This is a genomic window from Rhodococcus sp. AH-ZY2, assembly GCF_030916465.1.
In the GTDB taxonomy this organism is placed as follows: Bacteria; Actinomycetota; Actinomycetes; order Mycobacteriales; family Mycobacteriaceae; genus Rhodococcus; species Rhodococcus ruber.
In genome coordinates this window covers 3,676,174-3,694,148 of sequence record NZ_CP126458.1, presented here as the reverse complement: position 1 = coordinate 3,694,148, position 17,975 = coordinate 3,676,174, and the positions used below count along the sequence as shown (strand labels likewise).

16 protein-coding genes are annotated in these 17,975 nt (G+C 70.1%); 13 read left to right on the top strand and 3 right to left on the bottom strand.

The genetic code is table 11. The annotated features are described in order from the left end of the window. Positions 1–28: 28 nt before the first annotated feature. Positions 29–1,414 carry an FAD-dependent oxidoreductase gene (locus QNA09_RS17900; protein ID WP_010593170.1) on the bottom strand — a complete coding sequence of 462 codons (1,386 nt, stop codon included), beginning with the start codon at positions 1,412–1,414 and terminating at the stop codon, positions 29–31. A gap of 294 nt (positions 1,415–1,708) precedes the next feature. On the opposite strand from QNA09_RS17900, the gene QNA09_RS17895 reads away from it, so the two are divergent. The 10 genes from QNA09_RS17895 (at position 1,709) to QNA09_RS17850 (ending at position 11,251) form a co-directional block, all read left to right on the top strand. Further along, the gene (locus QNA09_RS17895) at positions 1,709–2,137 is read left to right on the top strand and encodes a hypothetical protein (protein WP_102031415.1); all 429 of its coding nucleotides are present in this window, start codon (positions 1,709–1,711) and stop codon (positions 2,135–2,137) included. A 62-nt stretch (positions 2,138–2,199) separates the two neighbouring features. After that, entirely contained in the window at positions 2,200–2,610 is a 411-nt protein-coding gene (locus QNA09_RS17890; protein ID WP_119699977.1) for a rhodanese-like domain-containing protein, read from the top strand. After that, a complete protein-coding gene (locus QNA09_RS17885) occupies positions 2,607–3,830 on the top strand; it encodes an O-succinylhomoserine sulfhydrylase (RefSeq protein WP_010593167.1) in 1,224 nt (407 codons plus the stop codon). Before QNA09_RS17890 ends, QNA09_RS17885 begins: the two co-directional genes overlap by 4 nt. 238 nt (positions 3,831–4,068) lie before the next feature. Continuing rightward, positions 4,069–5,019 carry a DUF808 domain-containing protein gene (locus QNA09_RS17880; protein WP_026137749.1) on the top strand — a complete coding sequence of 317 codons (951 nt, stop codon included), beginning with the start codon at positions 4,069–4,071 and terminating at the stop codon, positions 5,017–5,019. A gap of 297 nt (positions 5,020–5,316) precedes the next feature. Further along, positions 5,317–6,261 carry an ABC transporter substrate-binding protein gene (locus QNA09_RS17875; protein WP_119699976.1) on the top strand — a complete coding sequence of 315 codons (945 nt, stop codon included), beginning with the start codon at positions 5,317–5,319 and terminating at the stop codon, positions 6,259–6,261. Further along, positions 6,258–7,286: an iron ABC transporter permease gene (locus QNA09_RS17870; RefSeq protein WP_017680701.1), complete on the top strand. Its 1,029-nt coding sequence runs from the start codon at positions 6,258–6,260 to the stop codon at positions 7,284–7,286. The genes QNA09_RS17875 and QNA09_RS17870 overlap by 4 nt, the downstream gene beginning before the upstream one ends. Next, positions 7,283–8,089: an ABC transporter ATP-binding protein gene (locus tag QNA09_RS17865; RefSeq protein WP_017680700.1), complete on the top strand. Its 807-nt coding sequence runs from the start codon at positions 7,283–7,285 to the stop codon at positions 8,087–8,089. The genes QNA09_RS17870 and QNA09_RS17865 overlap by 4 nt, the downstream gene beginning before the upstream one ends. After that, entirely contained in the window at positions 8,089–9,435 is a 1,347-nt protein-coding gene (locus QNA09_RS17860; RefSeq protein ID WP_119699975.1) for a bifunctional adenosylcobinamide kinase/adenosylcobinamide-phosphate guanylyltransferase, read from the top strand. Before QNA09_RS17865 ends, QNA09_RS17860 begins: the two co-directional genes overlap by 1 nt. A gap of 354 nt (positions 9,436–9,789) precedes the next feature. Continuing rightward, complete coding sequence (locus QNA09_RS17855) at positions 9,790–10,494, top strand: MspA family porin (protein ID WP_064065808.1); 705 nt, start codon at positions 9,790–9,792, stop codon at positions 10,492–10,494. Positions 10,495–10,558: 64 nt separating this feature from the next. Then, positions 10,559–11,251 (top strand): MspA family porin, encoded by a 693-nt coding sequence (locus QNA09_RS17850; protein ID WP_064065809.1) that lies wholly within the window; start codon positions 10,559–10,561, stop codon positions 11,249–11,251. Between the two features lie 197 nt (positions 11,252–11,448). Here the strand turns inward: QNA09_RS17850 and QNA09_RS17845 are convergent, their stop codons facing one another. Continuing rightward, positions 11,449–12,207, bottom strand: coding sequence for an HAD-IIA family hydrolase (locus QNA09_RS17845; protein ID WP_051009369.1), 759 nt, complete (start codon positions 12,205–12,207; stop codon positions 11,449–11,451). Between the two features lie 65 nt (positions 12,208–12,272). Next, positions 12,273–13,043 (bottom strand): sulfite exporter TauE/SafE family protein, encoded by a 771-nt coding sequence (locus QNA09_RS17840; protein WP_119699974.1) that lies wholly within the window; start codon positions 13,041–13,043, stop codon positions 12,273–12,275. 375 nt (positions 13,044–13,418) lie between these two features. On the opposite strand from QNA09_RS17840, the gene QNA09_RS17835 reads away from it, so the two are divergent. The 3 genes from QNA09_RS17835 to QNA09_RS17825 are packed head-to-tail and all read left to right on the top strand — an operon-like array spanning position 13,419 to position 17,971. Beyond that, positions 13,419–15,338: a hydantoinase/oxoprolinase family protein gene (locus QNA09_RS17835; protein WP_017681266.1), complete on the top strand. Its 1,920-nt coding sequence runs from the start codon at positions 13,419–13,421 to the stop codon at positions 15,336–15,338. A gap of 53 nt (positions 15,339–15,391) precedes the next feature. Beyond that, positions 15,392–15,814, top strand: coding sequence for an acetone carboxylase subunit gamma (locus tag QNA09_RS17830; protein ID WP_017681267.1), 423 nt, complete (start codon positions 15,392–15,394; stop codon positions 15,812–15,814). 30 nt (positions 15,815–15,844) lie between these two features. Continuing rightward, entirely contained in the window at positions 15,845–17,971 is a 2,127-nt protein-coding gene (locus QNA09_RS17825) for a hydantoinase/oxoprolinase family protein (protein ID WP_059174701.1), read from the top strand. The last annotated feature ends 4 nt before the right edge of the window (positions 17,972–17,975 follow it).

Here is a 17,975-nt window from a genome sequence, read left to right as displayed (position 1 = left end):
TGACATTCGGCCACCAGGGGTCGGGGTGTCAGGCCTTGTGCGGCTCGGACGCGCGGAACATGTCCTCACGCTCGACGACCTTGACGCGCTCGCGGCCCTCGGCCTCGCCGAGGCTGCGCTCGTGCGCGTCGAGCCGGTACCAGCCCTGCCAGGTGGTGTAGGGCAGCTGCTTGTCCTCGAGGAAGGCGACGATCGCGTCCTCGGACGGATCCTCGGGGGTGTTCAGCAGGCCGTGGGCCCGGTCGGCGAGCAGGTTCGCGACGGTTTCGTTCGCGTCGCCCTTGGTGTGGCCGATCAGTCCGACGGGGCCGCGCTTGATCCAGCCGGTGACGTACGTGGCGGGCAGGAAACGCGCGGGACCCTCGGCGGACTCGTCGGCGACGACGCGTCCGGCCTCGTTGGGCACGGTGCCGGCCTGCTCGTCGAACGGCAGCTTGGCGATGTTCTGCGACAGATAGCCCACCGCCCGGTACACGGCCTGGACGTCCCAGTCGCGGAAGCGGCCGGTGCCGCGGACGTTGCCGGTGCCGTCGAGCTCGGTGCGCTCGGTGCGCAGGCCCACGACCTTGCCGTCCTCGCCGAGGATCTCGGCCGGGGACTCGAAGAAGTGCAGGAACAGCTTGTGCGGGCGGTCTCCCACGTCGCGGATGGCCCAGTCCTGCAGGGTGTTGGCGACCATGTCGACCTGCTTGGAATTGCGGCGCGCGGCCTCCGAGCCCTCGTCGTAGTCGATGTCCTCGGGATCGACGATGACCTCGATGGTGGGCGAGTGATCGAGTTCACGCAGCTCGAGCGGCGTGAACTTGGCCTGAGCGGGACCGCGGCGGCCGAACACGTGCACCTCGACGGCCTTGTTGTTCTTCAGGCCCTCGTAGACGTTGGCGGGGATCTCCGTCGGCAGCAGCTCGTCGCCGGTCTTGGCGAGGACGCGCGCGATGTCGAGGGCGACGTTGCCGACGCCGAGCACGGCGACCTTCTCGGCCTCGAGCGGCCAGCTGCGCGGCACGTCGGGGTGGCCGTCGTACCAGGAGACGAAGTCGGCGGCGCCGTAGCTGCCGTCGAGGTCGATGCCCGGGATGTTCAGGGCCCGGTCGGCGTTGGCGCCGGTGGAGAAGATCACCGCGTCGTAGAAGCGACGCAGGTCGTCGAGGGTGATGTCGGTGCCGTAGTCGAGGTTGCCGAGCAGCCGGACCTGGGGCTTGTCGAGCACCTTGTGCAGGGCGGTGATGATGCCCTTGATGCGGGGATGGTCCGGCGCCACGCCGTAGCGGATGAGACCGAACGGGGCGGGCATCCGCTCGAACAGGTCGATGCTGACCTCGGTGTCGGACTTCATGAGCGCATCGGCGGCGTAGATACCGGCGGGGCCGGCACCGACGATCGCGACGCGAAGGGGACGAGTCTGATCGGTCATCAGGGGTCAACTACCTCTTCGGTGTGCGGACGGACGTGATTCAGCTTAAATGAGGAAGGGAGTCGGCAGGGGTGGCTGCCAGGGGGCACGCGGGAGCGGCAAGAACTGCGCGACGAACCGGGCGTGACGAGAATTCGCTTCAGCGACAACACATGTGGGCGCTCACTCGACACAGGTCGACGGCGAGACGTCGAACGAGGTGCGTAGAGGCCATGGCCAATTCCTACCTCGAGAGGGTTTATCGGGGCAAATGCGCCCGCGTGGGGCCGTGCCGGTGCCGCCTAGGATCACCCCATGGCAGCCGAACGCGCACCCGAGCCCGACCCGGACGAAACGGACCGCAGCAGCGCGACGCCGTTCCTCGCGGCACTCGCGATCATCGTGGTGCTCGTCGTCGGGGTGTTCGTCGCCCAGCTGGTGTCGCCGTCGGACCGCAGCGCCACCGGCACCGAACTCGTCGTGCGGACGGTCGACGACTACGTCCGCGCCCACAACGCCGGCGACCGCGCCGCGCAGGACCGGCTGCGCTGCGACCGGCTCGCGGCCGACCGGGCCCCCTGGGCCGGCGTCGACGGCGAGGTGCAGCTCGAGGCCGTCGAGAACGTCGAGACGGACGACGACCGGGCCACCGCTGACGTGCGTGCCCGGTCCGCCGGCGGCGAGCAGACCAGCACGTGGCAGTTCGTCCGGATCGACGACGTCTGGCGGATCTGCACGTTCTGACCGGCGGCCGGCACCACCCGCCCGCCTGGTCGGCTCGCCGTGAGCTGTGAAAAGCTGGTGCGGTGAGCTACGCAGGTGATATGACGCCGCAGCAAGCCTGGGAGCTGCTGCGCGAGAACCCGGACGCCGTGCTCGTCGATGTGCGTACCGACGCCGAATGGAAATACGTGGGGGTTCCCGAGACGTCCTCCATCGGGCGTCGCGCCCTCTTCGTCGAGTGGGTGCGCTACCCGAACGGCGCCCGCAACGAGCACTTCGTCGACCAGCTGAAGGACGCCGGCGTGACCGGCGGGCCGATCGTGTTCCTGTGTCGCTCGGGACAGCGTTCCATCGCCGCCGCGGAGGCGGCCACCGCCGCGGGCCTGGCCCCGTCGTACAACATCCTCGAAGGATTCGAAGGCGGCCTCGATGCCGAGAAGCATCGCGGCGCCGAGGGCTGGCGGGCCGCGGGCCTGCCGTGGAGGCAGTCGTGAGCACAATTCCCAGGGGCGGCGCGTTCGAGCGGCCGCTGCCGGCATCGGTGCGTCCCGCCACGCTCGGCGTGCGCGGCGGCACCATGCGGTCCGGATTCGAGGAGACCTCCGAGGCGATCTACCTCAATTCCGGCTTCGTCTACGAATCGGCCGAGGCCGCGGAGCAGGCGTTCACCGGCGAGGTGGACCACTTCGTCTACTCCCGGTACGGCAACCCGACGGTGAAGATGTTCGAGGAGCGGTTGCGGCTGCTCGAAGGCGCCGAGGGCTGCTACGCCACCGCCTCGGGCATGTCGGCGGTCTTCACCGCCCTCGCGGCGCTGCTCGGCAAGGGCGACCGGCTGGTCGCGGCCCGCAGCCTGTTCGGCTCCTGCTTCGTGGTGTGCAACGAGATCCTGCCGCGCTGGGGCGTCGAGACCGTGTTCGTCGACGGTGAAGACCTCGACCAGTGGGAGCAGGCCCTGTCCGTGCCCACGACGGCGGTCTTCTTCGAGACTCCGTCCAACCCGATGCAGACCCTCGTCGACGTGCGCCGGGTCTCCGAAATGGCCCACGCCGCCGGCGCCAAGGTGGTGCTCGACAACGTCTTCGCCACGCCCCTGCTGCAGCGCAGCCTCGATCTCGGCGCCGACATCGTCGTGTATTCGGGCACCAAGCACATCGACGGTCAGGGTCGCGTGCTCGGCGGGGCGATCCTCGGCCCGCAGGACTACATCGACGGCCCGGTCCAGCACCTCATCCGCCACACCGGCCCGGCGCTGAGCCCGTTCAACGCCCACACCCTGCTCAAGGGCCTCGAGACGATGGCGGTGCGGATCCGGCACTCGGTGGAGTCGGCCGAGCGGATCGCCCGGTTCCTCCAGGACCACGCCGCGATCCGGTGGGTCAAGTACCCGTTCCTCGAGTCGCACCCCCAGTACGACCTGGCCCGGTCCCAGATGAGCGGCGGCGGAACGGTCGTCACCTTCGAACTGGACGCCCCGGAAGGCGCCGGCAAGAAGCGCGCGTTCGAGCTGCTCGACGGGCTGCGCATCGTCGACATCTCCAACAACCTCGGCGACGCCAAGTCGCTGATCACCCATCCGGCGACGACGACGCACCGGGCGATGGGGCCGGACGGCCGGGCGGCGATCGGCCTGTCCGACGGCGTGGTGCGGCTGTCGGTGGGGCTCGAGGATCCGGAGGATCTGCTCGAGGACTTCGAGCAGGCGCTGCGGTAGCCGGCGGCGAGGTCGAGGGCCGCAGCCGCATCGAGGCCCCGTCGACGTGGCGGGGCCCCGATCCACCGCCCGGAACTGCCGGGGCGATGACACCGGCCGGGTCGGGCAGCGCCGGAGACCCGACCCCGCGGTCGCGCGCGCTTCGGTAAGTTCGTGCGCGCTTCGGTAAGTTACAGAGTCGACCCGCAACTGCGTGTCGTTCGATCGGCTCTGCACAGCCGAACTGTGGGAGGTTCCCGTGGCTGGTGGTCTCGTCGCCCTGCTGGACGACGTCGCGGCACTGACGAAAGCGGCAGCGGCGTCCATCGACGACATCGGCGCCGCGGCCGGCAAGGCCGGGGTCAAGGCGGCAGGTGTCGTCGTCGACGACACCGCAGTCACCCCGCGCTACGTGCACGGGTTCACCCCGGACCGGGAACTGCCGATCATCCGCAAGATCGCGATCGGGTCGATCCGCAACAAGCTCCTGATCATCCTGCCGGTGGCGATGCTGCTGAGCCAGTTCCTACCGCAGGCGCTGCCCTACCTGTTGATCGCCGGTGGCCTGTTCCTGTGCTTCGAGGGAGCCGAGAAGGTCTACGAAGCGCTCACCGGCGGTCACCACGACGACGACACGACGGCGGCGCAGAGCGGCCCCGAGTTCGAGAAGGCGATGGTCGGTGGCGCGATCCGCACCGACCTCATCCTCTCGGCCGAGATCATGGTGATCTCCCTGTCGTCGGTCGAGGACGAACCGTTCCTCACCCGGCTGGCGGTGCTCGTCGTCGTCGCGATCCTCATCACCGCGCTGGTGTACGGCGCGGTCGCGCTGATCGTGAAGATGGACGACGTGGGCCTGTCGCTCGCCGGCCGCCGGTCGTCGTTCAGCCGACGGGTCGGCCGGGGACTCGTGGCCGCGATGCCGAAGGTGATGACGGTGCTCACCGTGGTCGGGATCGCCGCGATGCTGTGGGTCGGTGGCCACATCCTGCTCGTCAACGTCGGCGAGGCCGGATTCCACTGGCCGGCCGATCGCCTGCACGATCTCGAACACTGGTTCGGCGATCTCGTGCAGGGCGGCTTCGGCGGTGTGCTGTCCTGGACCGCGGGGACCGTGGTGTCCGCGCTCGTCGGGCTCGTCGTGGGCGCGATCATCGTGCTGATCGCGCACCTGATTCCGAAACGGAAGAAGCGCGAGGCGGCGCACTGACGGACCCCGGGCTGCCGTCCCCGGGCCCGGAGCCCTGCGATACGCTGCGGTGACCCCGCTTCCGGGTGGGGTGCCGCAGCGTATCGGTGAAGTCCGGTGTAATCCGGCACTGTCCCGCAACTGTGAGGCCGGCCGCGCGCTGCCGGACGAGTCAGGTCGGCCGGCGCGGCGGCCACGTACTGGTCCTCGGACGAAGGACGGTGTCGTGCCGCAACGGTGATCGTTGCAGCCGTGCTGTTTTCGTCCTCCGCCTCACGGAGGATGGTTGTGCCTGCCCCCACTGTGCCTGTCCTCACTGTGCCGACCCGCCGGCTGTTCGCCGCCGGACTCGCCGCGTTCGCCCTGTTCGTCGCATCGTGCGCCTCGAGCGGCGGCTCCGAACCGGCCTCCGCGCCCTCCGGGGACGGGAGCTTCCCCGTCACCGTGAGCTCCGGCGACGGAGCGATCACCCTCGATGCGGCCCCGGATTCGATCGTCTCCCTCAGTCCCACCGCCACCGAGATGCTCTACGCCGTCGGCGCCGGCGACCAGGTCGTCGCGGTCGACGACCAGTCCGACTTTCCCGCCGGGGTGCCCGTCACCGCCCTGTCCGGATACTCACCGAACGTCGAGGCCGTGCTCGGCTACGAACCGGATCTCGTGGTGGCCATGGACGACGTGGGCGACCTCGTCTCCGGCCTCGAGGCCGCCGGCGTCCCCACGCTCCTGTTGCCGGCCGCCACCACTCTCGACGAGGCGTACACGCAGATCGAGCAGCTCGGCGCCGCCACCGGGCACGTCGGTGACGCGGGCGAACTCGTCGCCTCGATGCGCAGCGACATCGACGAGGTCGTCGCCGGGTTGCCCCCGCGCCCGGCTCCGCTGACCTACTACCACGAGCTCGACGACACCTACTACAGCGTCACCGGCGACACCTTCGTCGGGGGCATCTACGAAATGCTCGGCCTGCGTTCCATCGGCGACGCCGCCGGTGCCGACGCCTACCCGCAGCTGTCCGCCGAGTACGTCCTCGACGCCGACCCCGACCTGATCTTCCTCGCCGACGGGCAGTGCTGCGGCGTCACCCCGGAAACCGTGGCCGCCCGCGCCGGCTGGGGCGAGCTGACGGCCGTCCGGTCCGGACAGATCCACGTGCTCGACGAGGACGTCGCCAGCCGCTGGGGACCGCGGGTCGTGGACCTCGTGCGGAACCTCGGGGCGATCGTGGCTGCCGCCGAACCCGCCGCCCAGCCCACCCGGTGACCCGCGCCGCGCGCCATCCGGCCCTGGTGCTCGGCGCGGCAGCCCTCGTCCTGGTGATCGTGCTGCACGTCGGGGTGCTCGTCGGCCCCGCCGGACTGACCGTGCGCGGCGTGTTCCTGGAACTGATCGACGCCCTGCCCTTCGTCGACGTCGACTCCGGGCTGACGACCCGGCAGCAGGCCATCCTGTGGAACATCCGCATGCCGCGGGTGGCGCTCGGTGCGCTGGTCGGCGCGATGCTCGCCATCGCCGGCGCCACCTACCAGGGGGTGTTCCGCAACCCGCTGGCCGACCCCTACCTGCTCGGGGTGTCGAGCGGCGCCGGCCTGGGCGCGACGCTCGCGATCGCCCTCGGCGGAGTGCTCGCGTCCGTCGGGGTGCCGGTCGCCGCGTTCGCCGGCGGCCTCGTCGCCGTCGCCGCCACGTACGCGCTCGGGCGCAGTGTCGGCGGGATGCGCTCGGAGGTGGTGATCATCCTGGCCGGCGTCGCGGTGGCGGCCTTCGCCAACGCGGCGCAGACGTTCGTCCAGCAGCTCTACGACGACACCCTGCGGCAGGTGTACACGTGGCTGCTCGGCCGCCTCAGCACCGACGGCTGGTCCGACGTGGTCGTGGTCCTGCCGTACGTCGTGGTGTCCGCGGCGGTCATCCTGCTGCACCGCCGGATGCTCGACGTGATGGCGGTGGGCGACGTGGAGGCCGCGAGCCTCGGGGTGAACCCGGCGCGGGTCCGGCTGATCCTGGTGTGCGTGGCGACCCTCGGCACCGCCGCCGTGGTCGGCGCCAGCGGGCTCATCGGCTTCGTCGGAATCGTGGTGCCGCACGCGATCCGGCTGATCGTCGGACCGGGGCACCGGCTGCTGCTGCCGCTGTCGCTGATGATGGGAGCCGCCTTCCTCGTCCTGGCGGACGTGCTGGCCCGGACCGTGATGTCCCCGGCCGAACTGCCCATCGGCGTGGTGACCGCGGCTGTCGGCGCGCCGTTCTTCCTGGTGGTGCTGCGCCGGCATCGAGGGGTGTCGTGAACGCCGTCGAGTGCCGGGGCCTGCGCGTCGACCGCGGCGGCAAGACCGTCCTGCACGGGGTGGACCTGACCGTCGGGCAGGGGGAGTGGATCGCCCTCGTCGGGCCCAACGGTGGGGGGAAGACCACGCTCCTGCACGCGCTGGCGGGACTGGTGCCCGCCAGCGGCCGGGTCCGCGTCGGCGGACTGGACCCCGCTCACGCCGGGCGCCGGGCGATGGCGCGGACGGTGGCGCTCATGCCGCAGCGGCCCGTCGTGCCCGAGGGAATGACGGTCACCGACCTGATCCGGCTCGGCCGCACCCCGCACCTGCCGCGGTTCGCGACCGAGTCGGCGCACGACCGTGACGTGGTCGAGTCGGTCCTCGACCGGCTCGACCTGCGCGGACTGGCGGCCCGTCCGGCGACGGAACTGTCCGGCGGCGAGCTGCAACGGGTGGTCCTCGGGCGCGCACTCGCGCAGGAGCCGCAGGTGCTGCTGCTGGACGAACCCACCAGCGCCCTCGACATCGGCCACCAGCAGCATGTGCTGGACTTGGTGGAGTCGATGCGCGCGGAGAACGGGATCACGGTCCTCGCGGCGATGCACGACCTGACCTCGGCGGCGCTGTACGGCGGACGGCTGGTACTGCTCACCGACGGTCGCGTGGTCGCCGACGGTGCGCCCCGGCAGGTGCTCACGGCCCGGCGCATCGCCGAGGTGTACGGCGCGCGCGTCGAGGTGCTGGACCGTCCCGGTTCCGGTCCGGCCGTCGTGCCGGTGCGCGGAAGTTCTTCGGGCCGAGTCGAATCGGAGGATCCGTGATGGAGGTACTGCTGCTGGGCACGGGTGCGGCCGACGGCTGGCCGAATCCGTTCTGCCTGTGCCGGTCCTGCTCGGATGCCGCCGCCCGCGGCGAGATACGCGGGCAGACGGCCGCACTCGTGGACGACGTGCTCATGCTCGACTGCGGTCCCGAGGCGCCGCGCGCGGCCCTGCGCCACGGCCGCACGCTCGCCGGGGTGCGGCACGTCCTGCTCACCCACTCCCACCCCGACCACCTCGGTCCGCAGGCGCTGCTGTTCCGATCCTGGGCGGCAACGGATTCCGAGATCGAGATGATCGGCCCAATCGACGCGCTGGACCAGTGCCGGGACTGGATCGCTCCCACCGACCCCGTGCGGTTCGTGCCGGTCGCGGCCGGGGACGTGCTGACAGTCGGGGAGTACCGGGTGCGGGTGCTGCCCGCCGCGCACCGCGTCCTGAGCGAGGGAGACTCCGTGCTCTACGACGTGCAGGGCCCCGGCGGTGACCGGTTGTTGTGGGCGTGCGACACCGGGCCGCTGCCGATGGAGTGGTTCGACCGGGTCGCCGGTGCGGACTACGACGCGGTGTTCCTGGAGGAGACGTTCGGGGACCGACTGGATCTGGGCTCCGCGCACCACACGCTGCCGGCGTTCGGCGAGACGGTGCGCACCCTGCGCGCGTGCGGGGCGGTGACCGAGCGGACGGAGGTGGTGGCCGTGCATCTCGGCCACCACAACCCGCCCGTCGGGCAGTTGCGGATCCGGCTGGCGGCCAGCGGGGCGCGACCGGGCGACGACGGTGAGGTGACGACGGTGGGACGCACGACCGGCAAAGCCGCTGCGACGCAGCGCACTCTGGTACTCGGCGGTGTGCGTTCCGGCAAGTCGCGGCACGCCGAGGAGTTGCTCGAATCGTTCCCGGCGGTGACGTACGTGGCGACGGGCGGCACGCGCGACGGCGACGCGGAGTGGGCCGAGCGCGTCGCGCTGCACCGTGCCCGCCGGCCGCGGTCGTGGACGACGGTCGAGACCGACGACGTGGCGGCCGTGCTCCGCGAGGCGGACGAGCCGTTGCTGATCGACTGCCTGGGGACCTGGCTCACCGCGCGCCTGGACCGTCACGACGTGTGGTCGGGTGGGGACCTCGCCGCGGTCGAGACGGATGTCGAGGAACTGCTCGATGCGTGGCGTTCGTGTGCCGTGCCGGCGGTGGCGGTCAGCAACGAGGTCGGCAGCGGCGTGGTCCCGCCGACGGCGTCCGGCCGGCTGTTCCGGGACCTGCTCGGTCGGCTCAACGCGCGGGTCGCGGCCGAGTCGCAGGCGGTGACGTTGGTCGTCGCGGGCATCCCGACGCGGTTGCGCTAGATCATCGAACTGCGTTCTGCGCAAGTAGGATTCCCAGTCACAGATAACCCCTCTGTCGCGCACGGCTGTGCTCAGATGTGATCTGGAACACAGGCGTAACTGTTTAGTGACCCTTTGCACCGGGCGTGTTATCGTTCCGAAACGAACTGGGGTCCGAGCGGGGGTGTCGGTCCACAGTGCCCCTCGGGGCAGTACACCAACGACACCTGAATCCGCTTGTGCGAGAAACCGACCGGTATCTCGCCCCGACCTGGCCAGAATGCACATCCGAATCGACCGCGGCGGCTGCCCGCGGCCGTGATCAGCCGTGCCCGGGGGCGCCCGGGTAACCGCACACCTGAGTAGGGGAATGAATTGAGCAACAAGCACACGTCCGGCCTCCGCCGCGGCGCACGCATCGGTGGTGTCGCAGCAGCGGCCGCCGTCGCCCTGGGCTTCCTGTCCGCGGGTGCGGCGAACGCCGACACCTTCGTGCCGCTGCCCGACGGCGAGATCGTCGCTCCCGACGGAAACCGCATCACGAGAGTTGCCGAGAGCGCTCTGATCTCGCCCTCGCTCGCGGCGAACGGGGCGGGTCGCGTGGCCTGGGTGTCCGGCACGGTGACGGCCGAGGCGAAGAATGTTCCGGCCGACGCGAAGCAGGGGCCCACCAACGGTGGCATCAACATGAACGATCTGACCGGCACGCAGGGTACGGGCGGCACCTCCACCGACGGTGTACCCCGTCTGACCACCGGTTACATCGTGGGTTGCCAGATGGACATCGCCGGCCTGAAGGGCAGCTTCGGCGGCGGTATCGACGTCGGTCCCTCGGCCGGCGGCGGCAGCCTCTCGGCATCCATCAGCGTTCCGATCGCGGCCGGTCAGGTGAAGTTCGCGCGGCTGGACAGCAAGGCCATCCCGGCGAACGGCACGTACACCATCCAGTACCAGGACGCGCAGATCGAGGTCCAGGGCTGCGGCGGCTTCGCGCAGGCACGCTCGTACACGGTCCTGGAGATCACGGGTGCGAACTACTCGAAGACCACCCTGTACGGCCAGCCGTTCAGCATCGGCTGATTCTGTCGCCGCCCTCCACCCGACTCTTCGCTCACGCGAGCATCGAAACCTCGAGAGAGAGAACATGAAGACCAGCATCGCCAACGGCCTGCGCCGTGGTCTCAAGGCGGCCGGCATCGGCGCCACCGTCGCCGTCGCCATCGGATTCGCCTCCGCCGGTGCGGCCAACGCCGACACCTTCGTCGAACTGCCCGCCGGGAACATGACGCAGACGCTCCCCGACGGAACCTCGGTGACCGTCCGGCTCGACCGGGAGACCGCCAACATCTCCCCGTCGATGGGCGCCACCGCGCTGCACCGCAACGTGTGGGTCTCGGGTCAGGCGAGCGTGCAGCTCGACGGGCCGGGGGCGGCCGCGGCCAAGACCAAGCTGCAGCCCGGCTACATCGTCGCCTGCCAGCTCAACCTCGGCGGCACCGCCGGCGTCGGTGCCGGCGTCAAGGCGAGCTACGCCGGTGAGAACGGTTCGATCACCCCGTCCGCGAACGGCAACGGGACCGTCACCCTCGGCCCCGGCCAGGCGATGGACTTCAAGATCATCGACCGCACTCTCGCCAACGCCTTCGACGAGGAAGCCCACTACGGGTTCAACCAGATCTCCGGCCCGCAGGGCAGTGTGACCTGGCAGGATTCGACGATCGCCATCGGTGGTTGCGCCGGCTACGCCCAGGCCCGCAGCTACGTCAAGGCCACCGTCGAGACCGCGACCAGCGTCCAGCAGGTCACCCTCTGGGGCCAGCCCTTCAGCATCGGCTGATCGAGGCGCCTTCCAGAGGTGAGCAGCCCCGCCGACGAGAACCTCATCCTCTCGTCGGCGGGGCGTCGTCGCTGCCCGGTCCGGTGGGGGCCGGGCAGTGGCGCTGTGGGGTGAACAGCGAGAGGGAGGTTGTCGCGGCATCGCCCGAGTGGCATGCGCGGGAACCTCCCTCTCGCCGCCGGAACCGCTCGCTCCGGTCAGAACGGATTCGCCGTGCGCCCCACCAGTTCCGCGACGGATTCGATGACGCGGGTGGGCCGGTAGGGGAACATCTCCACGGACTCGCGGGTCGAGATGCCGGTCAGCACCAGCAGCGTCTGCAGACCCGCCTCGAGGCCGCAGACGATGTCGGTGTCCATCCGGTCGCCGATCATGAGCGTGTGCTCCGAGTGCGCACCGATCGCGCGCAGCGCGGACCGCATCATCAGGGCATTCGGTTTGCCCACGAAGTACGGTTCGCGGCCCGTCGCGCGGGTGATCAGCGCCGCGACGGCCCCGGTGGCGGGGAGCGAACCCTCACGCGACGGTCCGGTCGGATCCGGATTGGTGGCGATGAACCGGGCGCCGCGCTCGACGAGCCGGATCGCGGTGGTGATCGCCTCGAACGAGTAGGTGCGGGTCTCCCCGAGGACGACGTAGTCCGGGTCGTTGTCGGTCAGGACGTAGCCGATGTCGTGCAGAGCCGTGGTCAGTCCCGATTCGCCCACCACGTACGCGCTGCCGCCGGGTCGCTGATTCGCCAGGAACGTCGCGGTCGCCAGCGCCGACGTCCAGATCGCCTTCTCCGGGATGTCGAGGCCGGTGCGTAGCAGCCGGGCGCGCAGATCCCGCGGAGTGCGGATCGAGTTGTTGGTGAGCACCATGAACGGTGTGCCGTTCTCCCGCAGTTCGGTCAGGAACGCGTCGGCGCCGGGTATCAGGTGTTCCTCGTGCACCAGGACGCCGTCCATGTCCATGAGGTAGTTCCAGACCGGCGCGGGTACGGGTTCGTCGTTCACCGTTCGAGTGTGTCACCGACCGCTCACGCCAGCAGCCGGTACAACCCGATCGAGCCGACCACGACGATGACGGCCCGCAGTGCCGTGGGCGAGAGCCGGCGGCCGTACCGGGAGCCGAGGGCGCCGCCGATCAGCGAGCCCACGGCGATCAGCGCCGCCGCCGTCCAGTCGATCCGGTCGAACGCAACGAGAGTGTAGGCGACGGCAGCCACCACGTTGACCAACAGCGAGAGCAGGTTCTTCGCGGCGTTCTGCCGCTGGATGTGGTCGTGCAGCAGCGCCCCGAACAGACCCATCAGCAGGATGCCCTGCGCCGCCGTGAAGTAGCCGCCGTACACGCCCACGGCGAAGGTGCCGACGACCAGCGCCGTCATGCGCGCCGGCCCGATCTGCTCGGCCGGGCCGCTGGAGCGTCGCAGCACCCACTGCTGCAGTTTCGGCTGGAACACGACCAGGAGCAGCGCCAGCACGAGCAGAACGGGCACGATCGTCTCGAAGGCCGATTCGGGCAGGTTCAGCAGCAGCCACGACCCGAGGACCGCGCCGGAGACGGAGGCGGGGATCTGCCATCGCAGCCGCGGCCACTGCCCGCGCAGCTCGCGCCGGTACCCCCACGTGCCCGACACCCCACCCGCGACGAGCCCGACGGCGTTGGACATCGTGGCGGTCACCGGCGGCAGCCCGAAAGCGACGAGGGTCGGGAAGGTGATGAGGGTCCCGGAGCCGACCAGCGCGTTGATCGCGCCGGCGCCCAACCCGGCCAGGGCGACGACGAACAGTTCCAGCGGTGTCACCGAGCCGACCTTACGTCAGCCGCCGAGGTGAACGGTCGCCGCCACCCCTGCTCGGCACGCCTGTCCGAATCCGGTGTCCGGAGGGAGCTTTCGTAGCCGCCGACGCGGAGCGGCCGACCGCCGCGCCGGAAACCTCTACCCGGCTGCGCACCGTCCCATTTCGGGACACCGCTCGTCGGCGGGAGCCGTCCCGCAACCGGGCGGCCGGACGTCCCGGTGCCGTGCCGCGCCGAACCCGCAGGTAGAGGCCGCCTCGAGCCGGAAGATGAGCCACGTCATAGCCGGTGTCCGGAAGTGGCACACTTCACACCCGCCGGCCGGGCCCAGGCTTTCCCCATTCGAACCGCAACACGCAACCCGAACGGGGGACACCCGATGGACAGACTCATCAACATCGACAACGGTGGCACGCTCACCGACATCTGCGCCTGGGACGGCCACGAATTCAGCTTCACCAAGACCCTCACCACACCGTTCGATCTGTCGCAGTGCCTGTTCGACGGACTGACGAAGGTGTCGAAGGAGATCTACGGCGCCGAGGACCTGCCCACCCTGCTGCACTCCACGGCGCACATCCGCTACTCGACCACGCAGGGGACGAACGCGCTCGTCGAGCGCAAAGGTCCCCGCATCGGCATCGTCACGGACTCGGCCACCCTCGTCGACGAACTGCGCCGCACCCCCGAGCAGCGGGCGCTGTTCGACGACCTCGTCGGCACCCGCGTCGCCGTCGTCGACACCGACGCGGCGGACCTCGAAGGCGAACTGGTCGCCCGGGTCAACCGTCTGACCACCGACGGCGCCGCCCGCATCGTCGTCGCCGTCGGGAACACCGACGACGGACGTGAACGGACGCTGCGCGGCATCCTGCTCCGCAAGTTCCCGCGCCACCTGCTCGGGTCGGTTCCGTTCCTGTACTCGTGGGACTTCACCACCGACCGCACGCCGGCCCGGCGGGTCTGGTCGGCCGTGATCAACACGTTCCTGCACCCGACCATGGAACGGTTCCTCTACAACGCCGAGCACCGGCTGCGCGACCACCGCGTGAAGAACCCGCTGCTGATCTACCGCAACGACGGCGCCTCCTCGCGCGTCGCGAAGTCCGTGGCCCTCAAGACGTACTCGTCCGGCCCGCGCGGCGGACTCGAGGGCACCCGGGCGCTCGCCGAGATCTACGGGCTCAAGCACGTTCTCATGATCGACGTCGGCGGCACCACGACCGACATCGGCACGGTCGCCGGACGCGAGATCCTCACCGACCGCCGCGGCACCATCGCCGGCATCCCGACCTCCTTCCCGATGTCGAACGTCGAGTCGGCCGGCATCGGCGGCAGCTCCGTCATCACCGTCACCGACGGGGCGATCACCGTCGGACCGGAAAGCGTCGGTGCGGCACCCGGACCGGCCTGCTTCGGCTTCGGCGGCACGTCCGCGACCATCACCGACGTCAATCTCCTCCTCGGCGTGCTCGATCCGGCCACCTACCTCGACGGCGACTTCACGCTCGACGCGGACCGGGCCCGCGCCGTCGTCACCGCCACCGTCGCCGAACCGCTCGGACTCACCCTCGACGAGGCCCTGCTGGCGATGGAACAGGCGTACTTCACCGCGATGGGCAACGCCGTCGCCCCCGCGGTGTCCGACGCCGACGAGACCACCATCGCCGCGTTCGGCGGCGCCGGCCCGATGAGTGCCTGCGGCGCGGCACGGGTCGCGGGCGTGCGCAGCGTGCTCGTCCCCAAGCTCGCCGCGGTGTTCTCCGCCTTCGGCATCGGGTTCTCCGACATCGGGCAGAGCTACGAGGCCGACGTCGCGGACACGACCGAGACGACCCTCGCCGCGGCCGTGACCGACCTCCTGGCCAAGGCCGAGCGGGACATGTTCCAGGAAGGGCACGCCCTCACCGACTGCGAGCTGTCCTGGACGCTGACCACCGAGGATGCGCACGGCGCCACGGTCGACGAGACGCCGTACGAGCCCGGGGAGTGCGTCGAGCTGCTGCCCGGCGCGTCCACCGCACTGACCCTGGTCGCCACCCGCCGGATGAACCGGATCGAGCTCCCGCACGGCTCCTTCGCCGAGGCCCGCGCCCCCCGCGCGGCCGGCGAGCGCACCGTGCTCGGAGCCGCCGGCCGGCAGCCGGTGCCGGTGTTCACGCTGGCCGACCAGGAGCCCGGCGCCACCGCCGAGGGCCCGGCCATCGTCGAAGGCCCCTTCTTCACCGCCCGGGTGCAGGAGGGCTGGAAGTTCGAGGTCACCGCCGGCGGCGACCTGCTGCTCACCGACACCCACTGACCGACAGATCCCGAAGCCTGTTCGACCGCAGGCTCGTTCGAAGGACGCACGACATGCAGATCCCCATGACCGAATACCTGGTCATCGACCTCGACAGCGAACTGTGGGTGTGCCGGGTGTGCCGGCACGAACTCGGCAGCGCCCGCGGGAACTACAAGGAAGGCACCCTGGTCTACGACCGCGACCCGCGCGAGATCCACCAGCCCATCATCGATCCCGACCGCTACGAGTTCACGTTCTCGCCGGATCCGAACTACTGCCGCATCCTCGAGTACTACTGCCCCGGCTGCGGCACCCAGATCGAGACCGAGTACATCCCGCCCGGACACCCCCCGACCGTCGACATGGAATGGGACGTCGACGCCTTGCGCGCCCAGTGGCTCGAACGCGGCACCGATCCCGGACAGGTCGTCACGTACGGCCCCGGCCAGGACGCCGAGGGCGAGTTCGAAGGCCGGCGCCACAACCACCACTAGTCACCGCGACCCGCAAGGAACCCCGTCACCATGAAACGAATCTCCGTCGACATCGGCGGCACCTTCACCGACTGCTTCTTCGCCTGGGACGACAAGTACGTCGAGGCCAAGGCCCTCACCACTCACCACAACCTGGCCCAGGGTTTCAACGAGGCCCTCGACCTCGCCTGCCGTCGCGCCGAGCTGGACCGGGACGACGTGCTGTCCCAGGTGGATTCGGTCCGCTACGCCACCACACTCGGCACCAACGCCCTCATCGAACGCAAGGGTCCGCGCGTCGGTGCCATCGTCACCCACGGCTTCGAGGACACCATCCCGCTCTCCCGCGGACGGGGCTACGGTGAGGGCCTCGATCCGTCGATGCAGCAGAACCTTCCGGCCGCGGAGCGCCCCGACCCGCTGGTCCACCGCAGCCTGATCCGGTCGGTCCAGGAGCGGGTCAACTCGGCCGGCGAGATCGTCGTCCCGCTCGTCGAGCGGAACGTGCGCGAGATGGTGCGCGAGCTCGTCGACGCCGGCGCGCAGGCGCTCGTGGTGTCGCTGGTGAACGCCACCGAGAATCCCACCCACGAGCTGCGGATCATGGAGATCATCCAGGAGGAGTACCCGGAGCATCAGCTCGGCGCGATCCCGGTCCTGCTCGGCCACCAGGTTTCCGGACGCAAGGGCGAGTACGTCCGCGCGACGTCCACCATCGTCGACGGCTTCCTGCACGGCATCATGTTCCACGCCATGAGCCAGCTCGCGAACAACCTGCGGGACTCGGGCTACGACAAGCCGATGCTCATCATCCACAACTCCGGTGGCATGGCCCAGATGAACTCGACCGATGCCCTGCAGACCATCCACTCGGGTCCCGTCGCGGGTGTCAGCGCCGCCGAGCATCTGTCGGAGTCCTCGGGGATCGGCAACATCATCACCACCGACATGGGTGGCACGTCCTTCGACATCGGCCTGGTGCCGGCGGGCGGCGTCAAGCACTACGACTTCCAGCCCACGATCGACCGCTGGCTGGTCTCGGTCCCGATGATCCACCTCGAAACCCTCGGTGCCGGAGGCGGATCCATCGCGAGCTACGACCGGATCCACCACTCGGTCCGGCTCGGGCCCGAGTCCGCCGGCTCGGACCCCGGTCCGGCCTGCTACGACCGCGGCGGGCTGCGCCCCACGGTGACCGACGCCGACCTGCTGCTCGGCTACCTGGACCCGGACAACTACGCCAACGGTTTCATCAAGCTCAACCGCAAGCGCGCGGTGTTCGCCGTCGAGGAACAGCTGTGCGACGAGCTCGACCTCGACGTCATCGACGTCGCCAAGGTCATCAAGCGATCGGTCGACGAGCAGATGGCGATCGGCATCGCCAAGGAGCTGCGGGTGCGCGGCTACCTGCCGGAGGACTTCACGATGCTCGCCTACGGCGGCAACGGCCCGCTGCACGCGTGCGGGATCGCCGACCAGGCCGGCATCCGCAAGATCCTCGCCCCGCCGTTCTCCTCCGTGTTCTCCGCGTGCGGTGCCGGCAACATGAAGCAACTGCACATCCACGAACGCGGCGTCCACGTGGTGCTCTACAACGCCACCACCCGCGGGCTCTACGACAGCTACGACGAGTTCAACGAGATCGTCGCCGCGCTCGAGGCCCGGGGCGCGGAGGACCTGCGCCGTCAGGGCGTCGGCGACGGCGCGATCGAGCACCGCCTCGAGATGGACCTGCGCTACGGCAACCAGCTCGTGACGACCGCGGTGGCGTTCGACATCAACCGGATCCACGGGGTCGGCGACGTGCTCCACCTGATCCGCACGTTCTCCGACATCTACTCCAAGCGCTACGGCGAGGGGTCGGCCGCACCCGAGGCCGGCATCCGCGTCCAGACCATTCGCGTCGCGTCCTACGTCAACGGTGAGACCGTCGAGTTCGATTCCCTGCACCACGACGGGAAACGGACACTGCCGGCCCCGGTCGGGCACCGCGACGTCCACTTCGTCGCGCATCCCCGGGCGATCACCACCGCGATCTACGACGCCGACGCGCTGAGTCACCACCACGTGATTCCCGGTCCGGCGATCGTCACCACCGAGAACACGACCTACCTCGTCGAGCCGGGCTGGCGCCTCGAACCCTCACCGCAGGGCGCCGTCTGGTTCCTCAAGGACTAGCGCA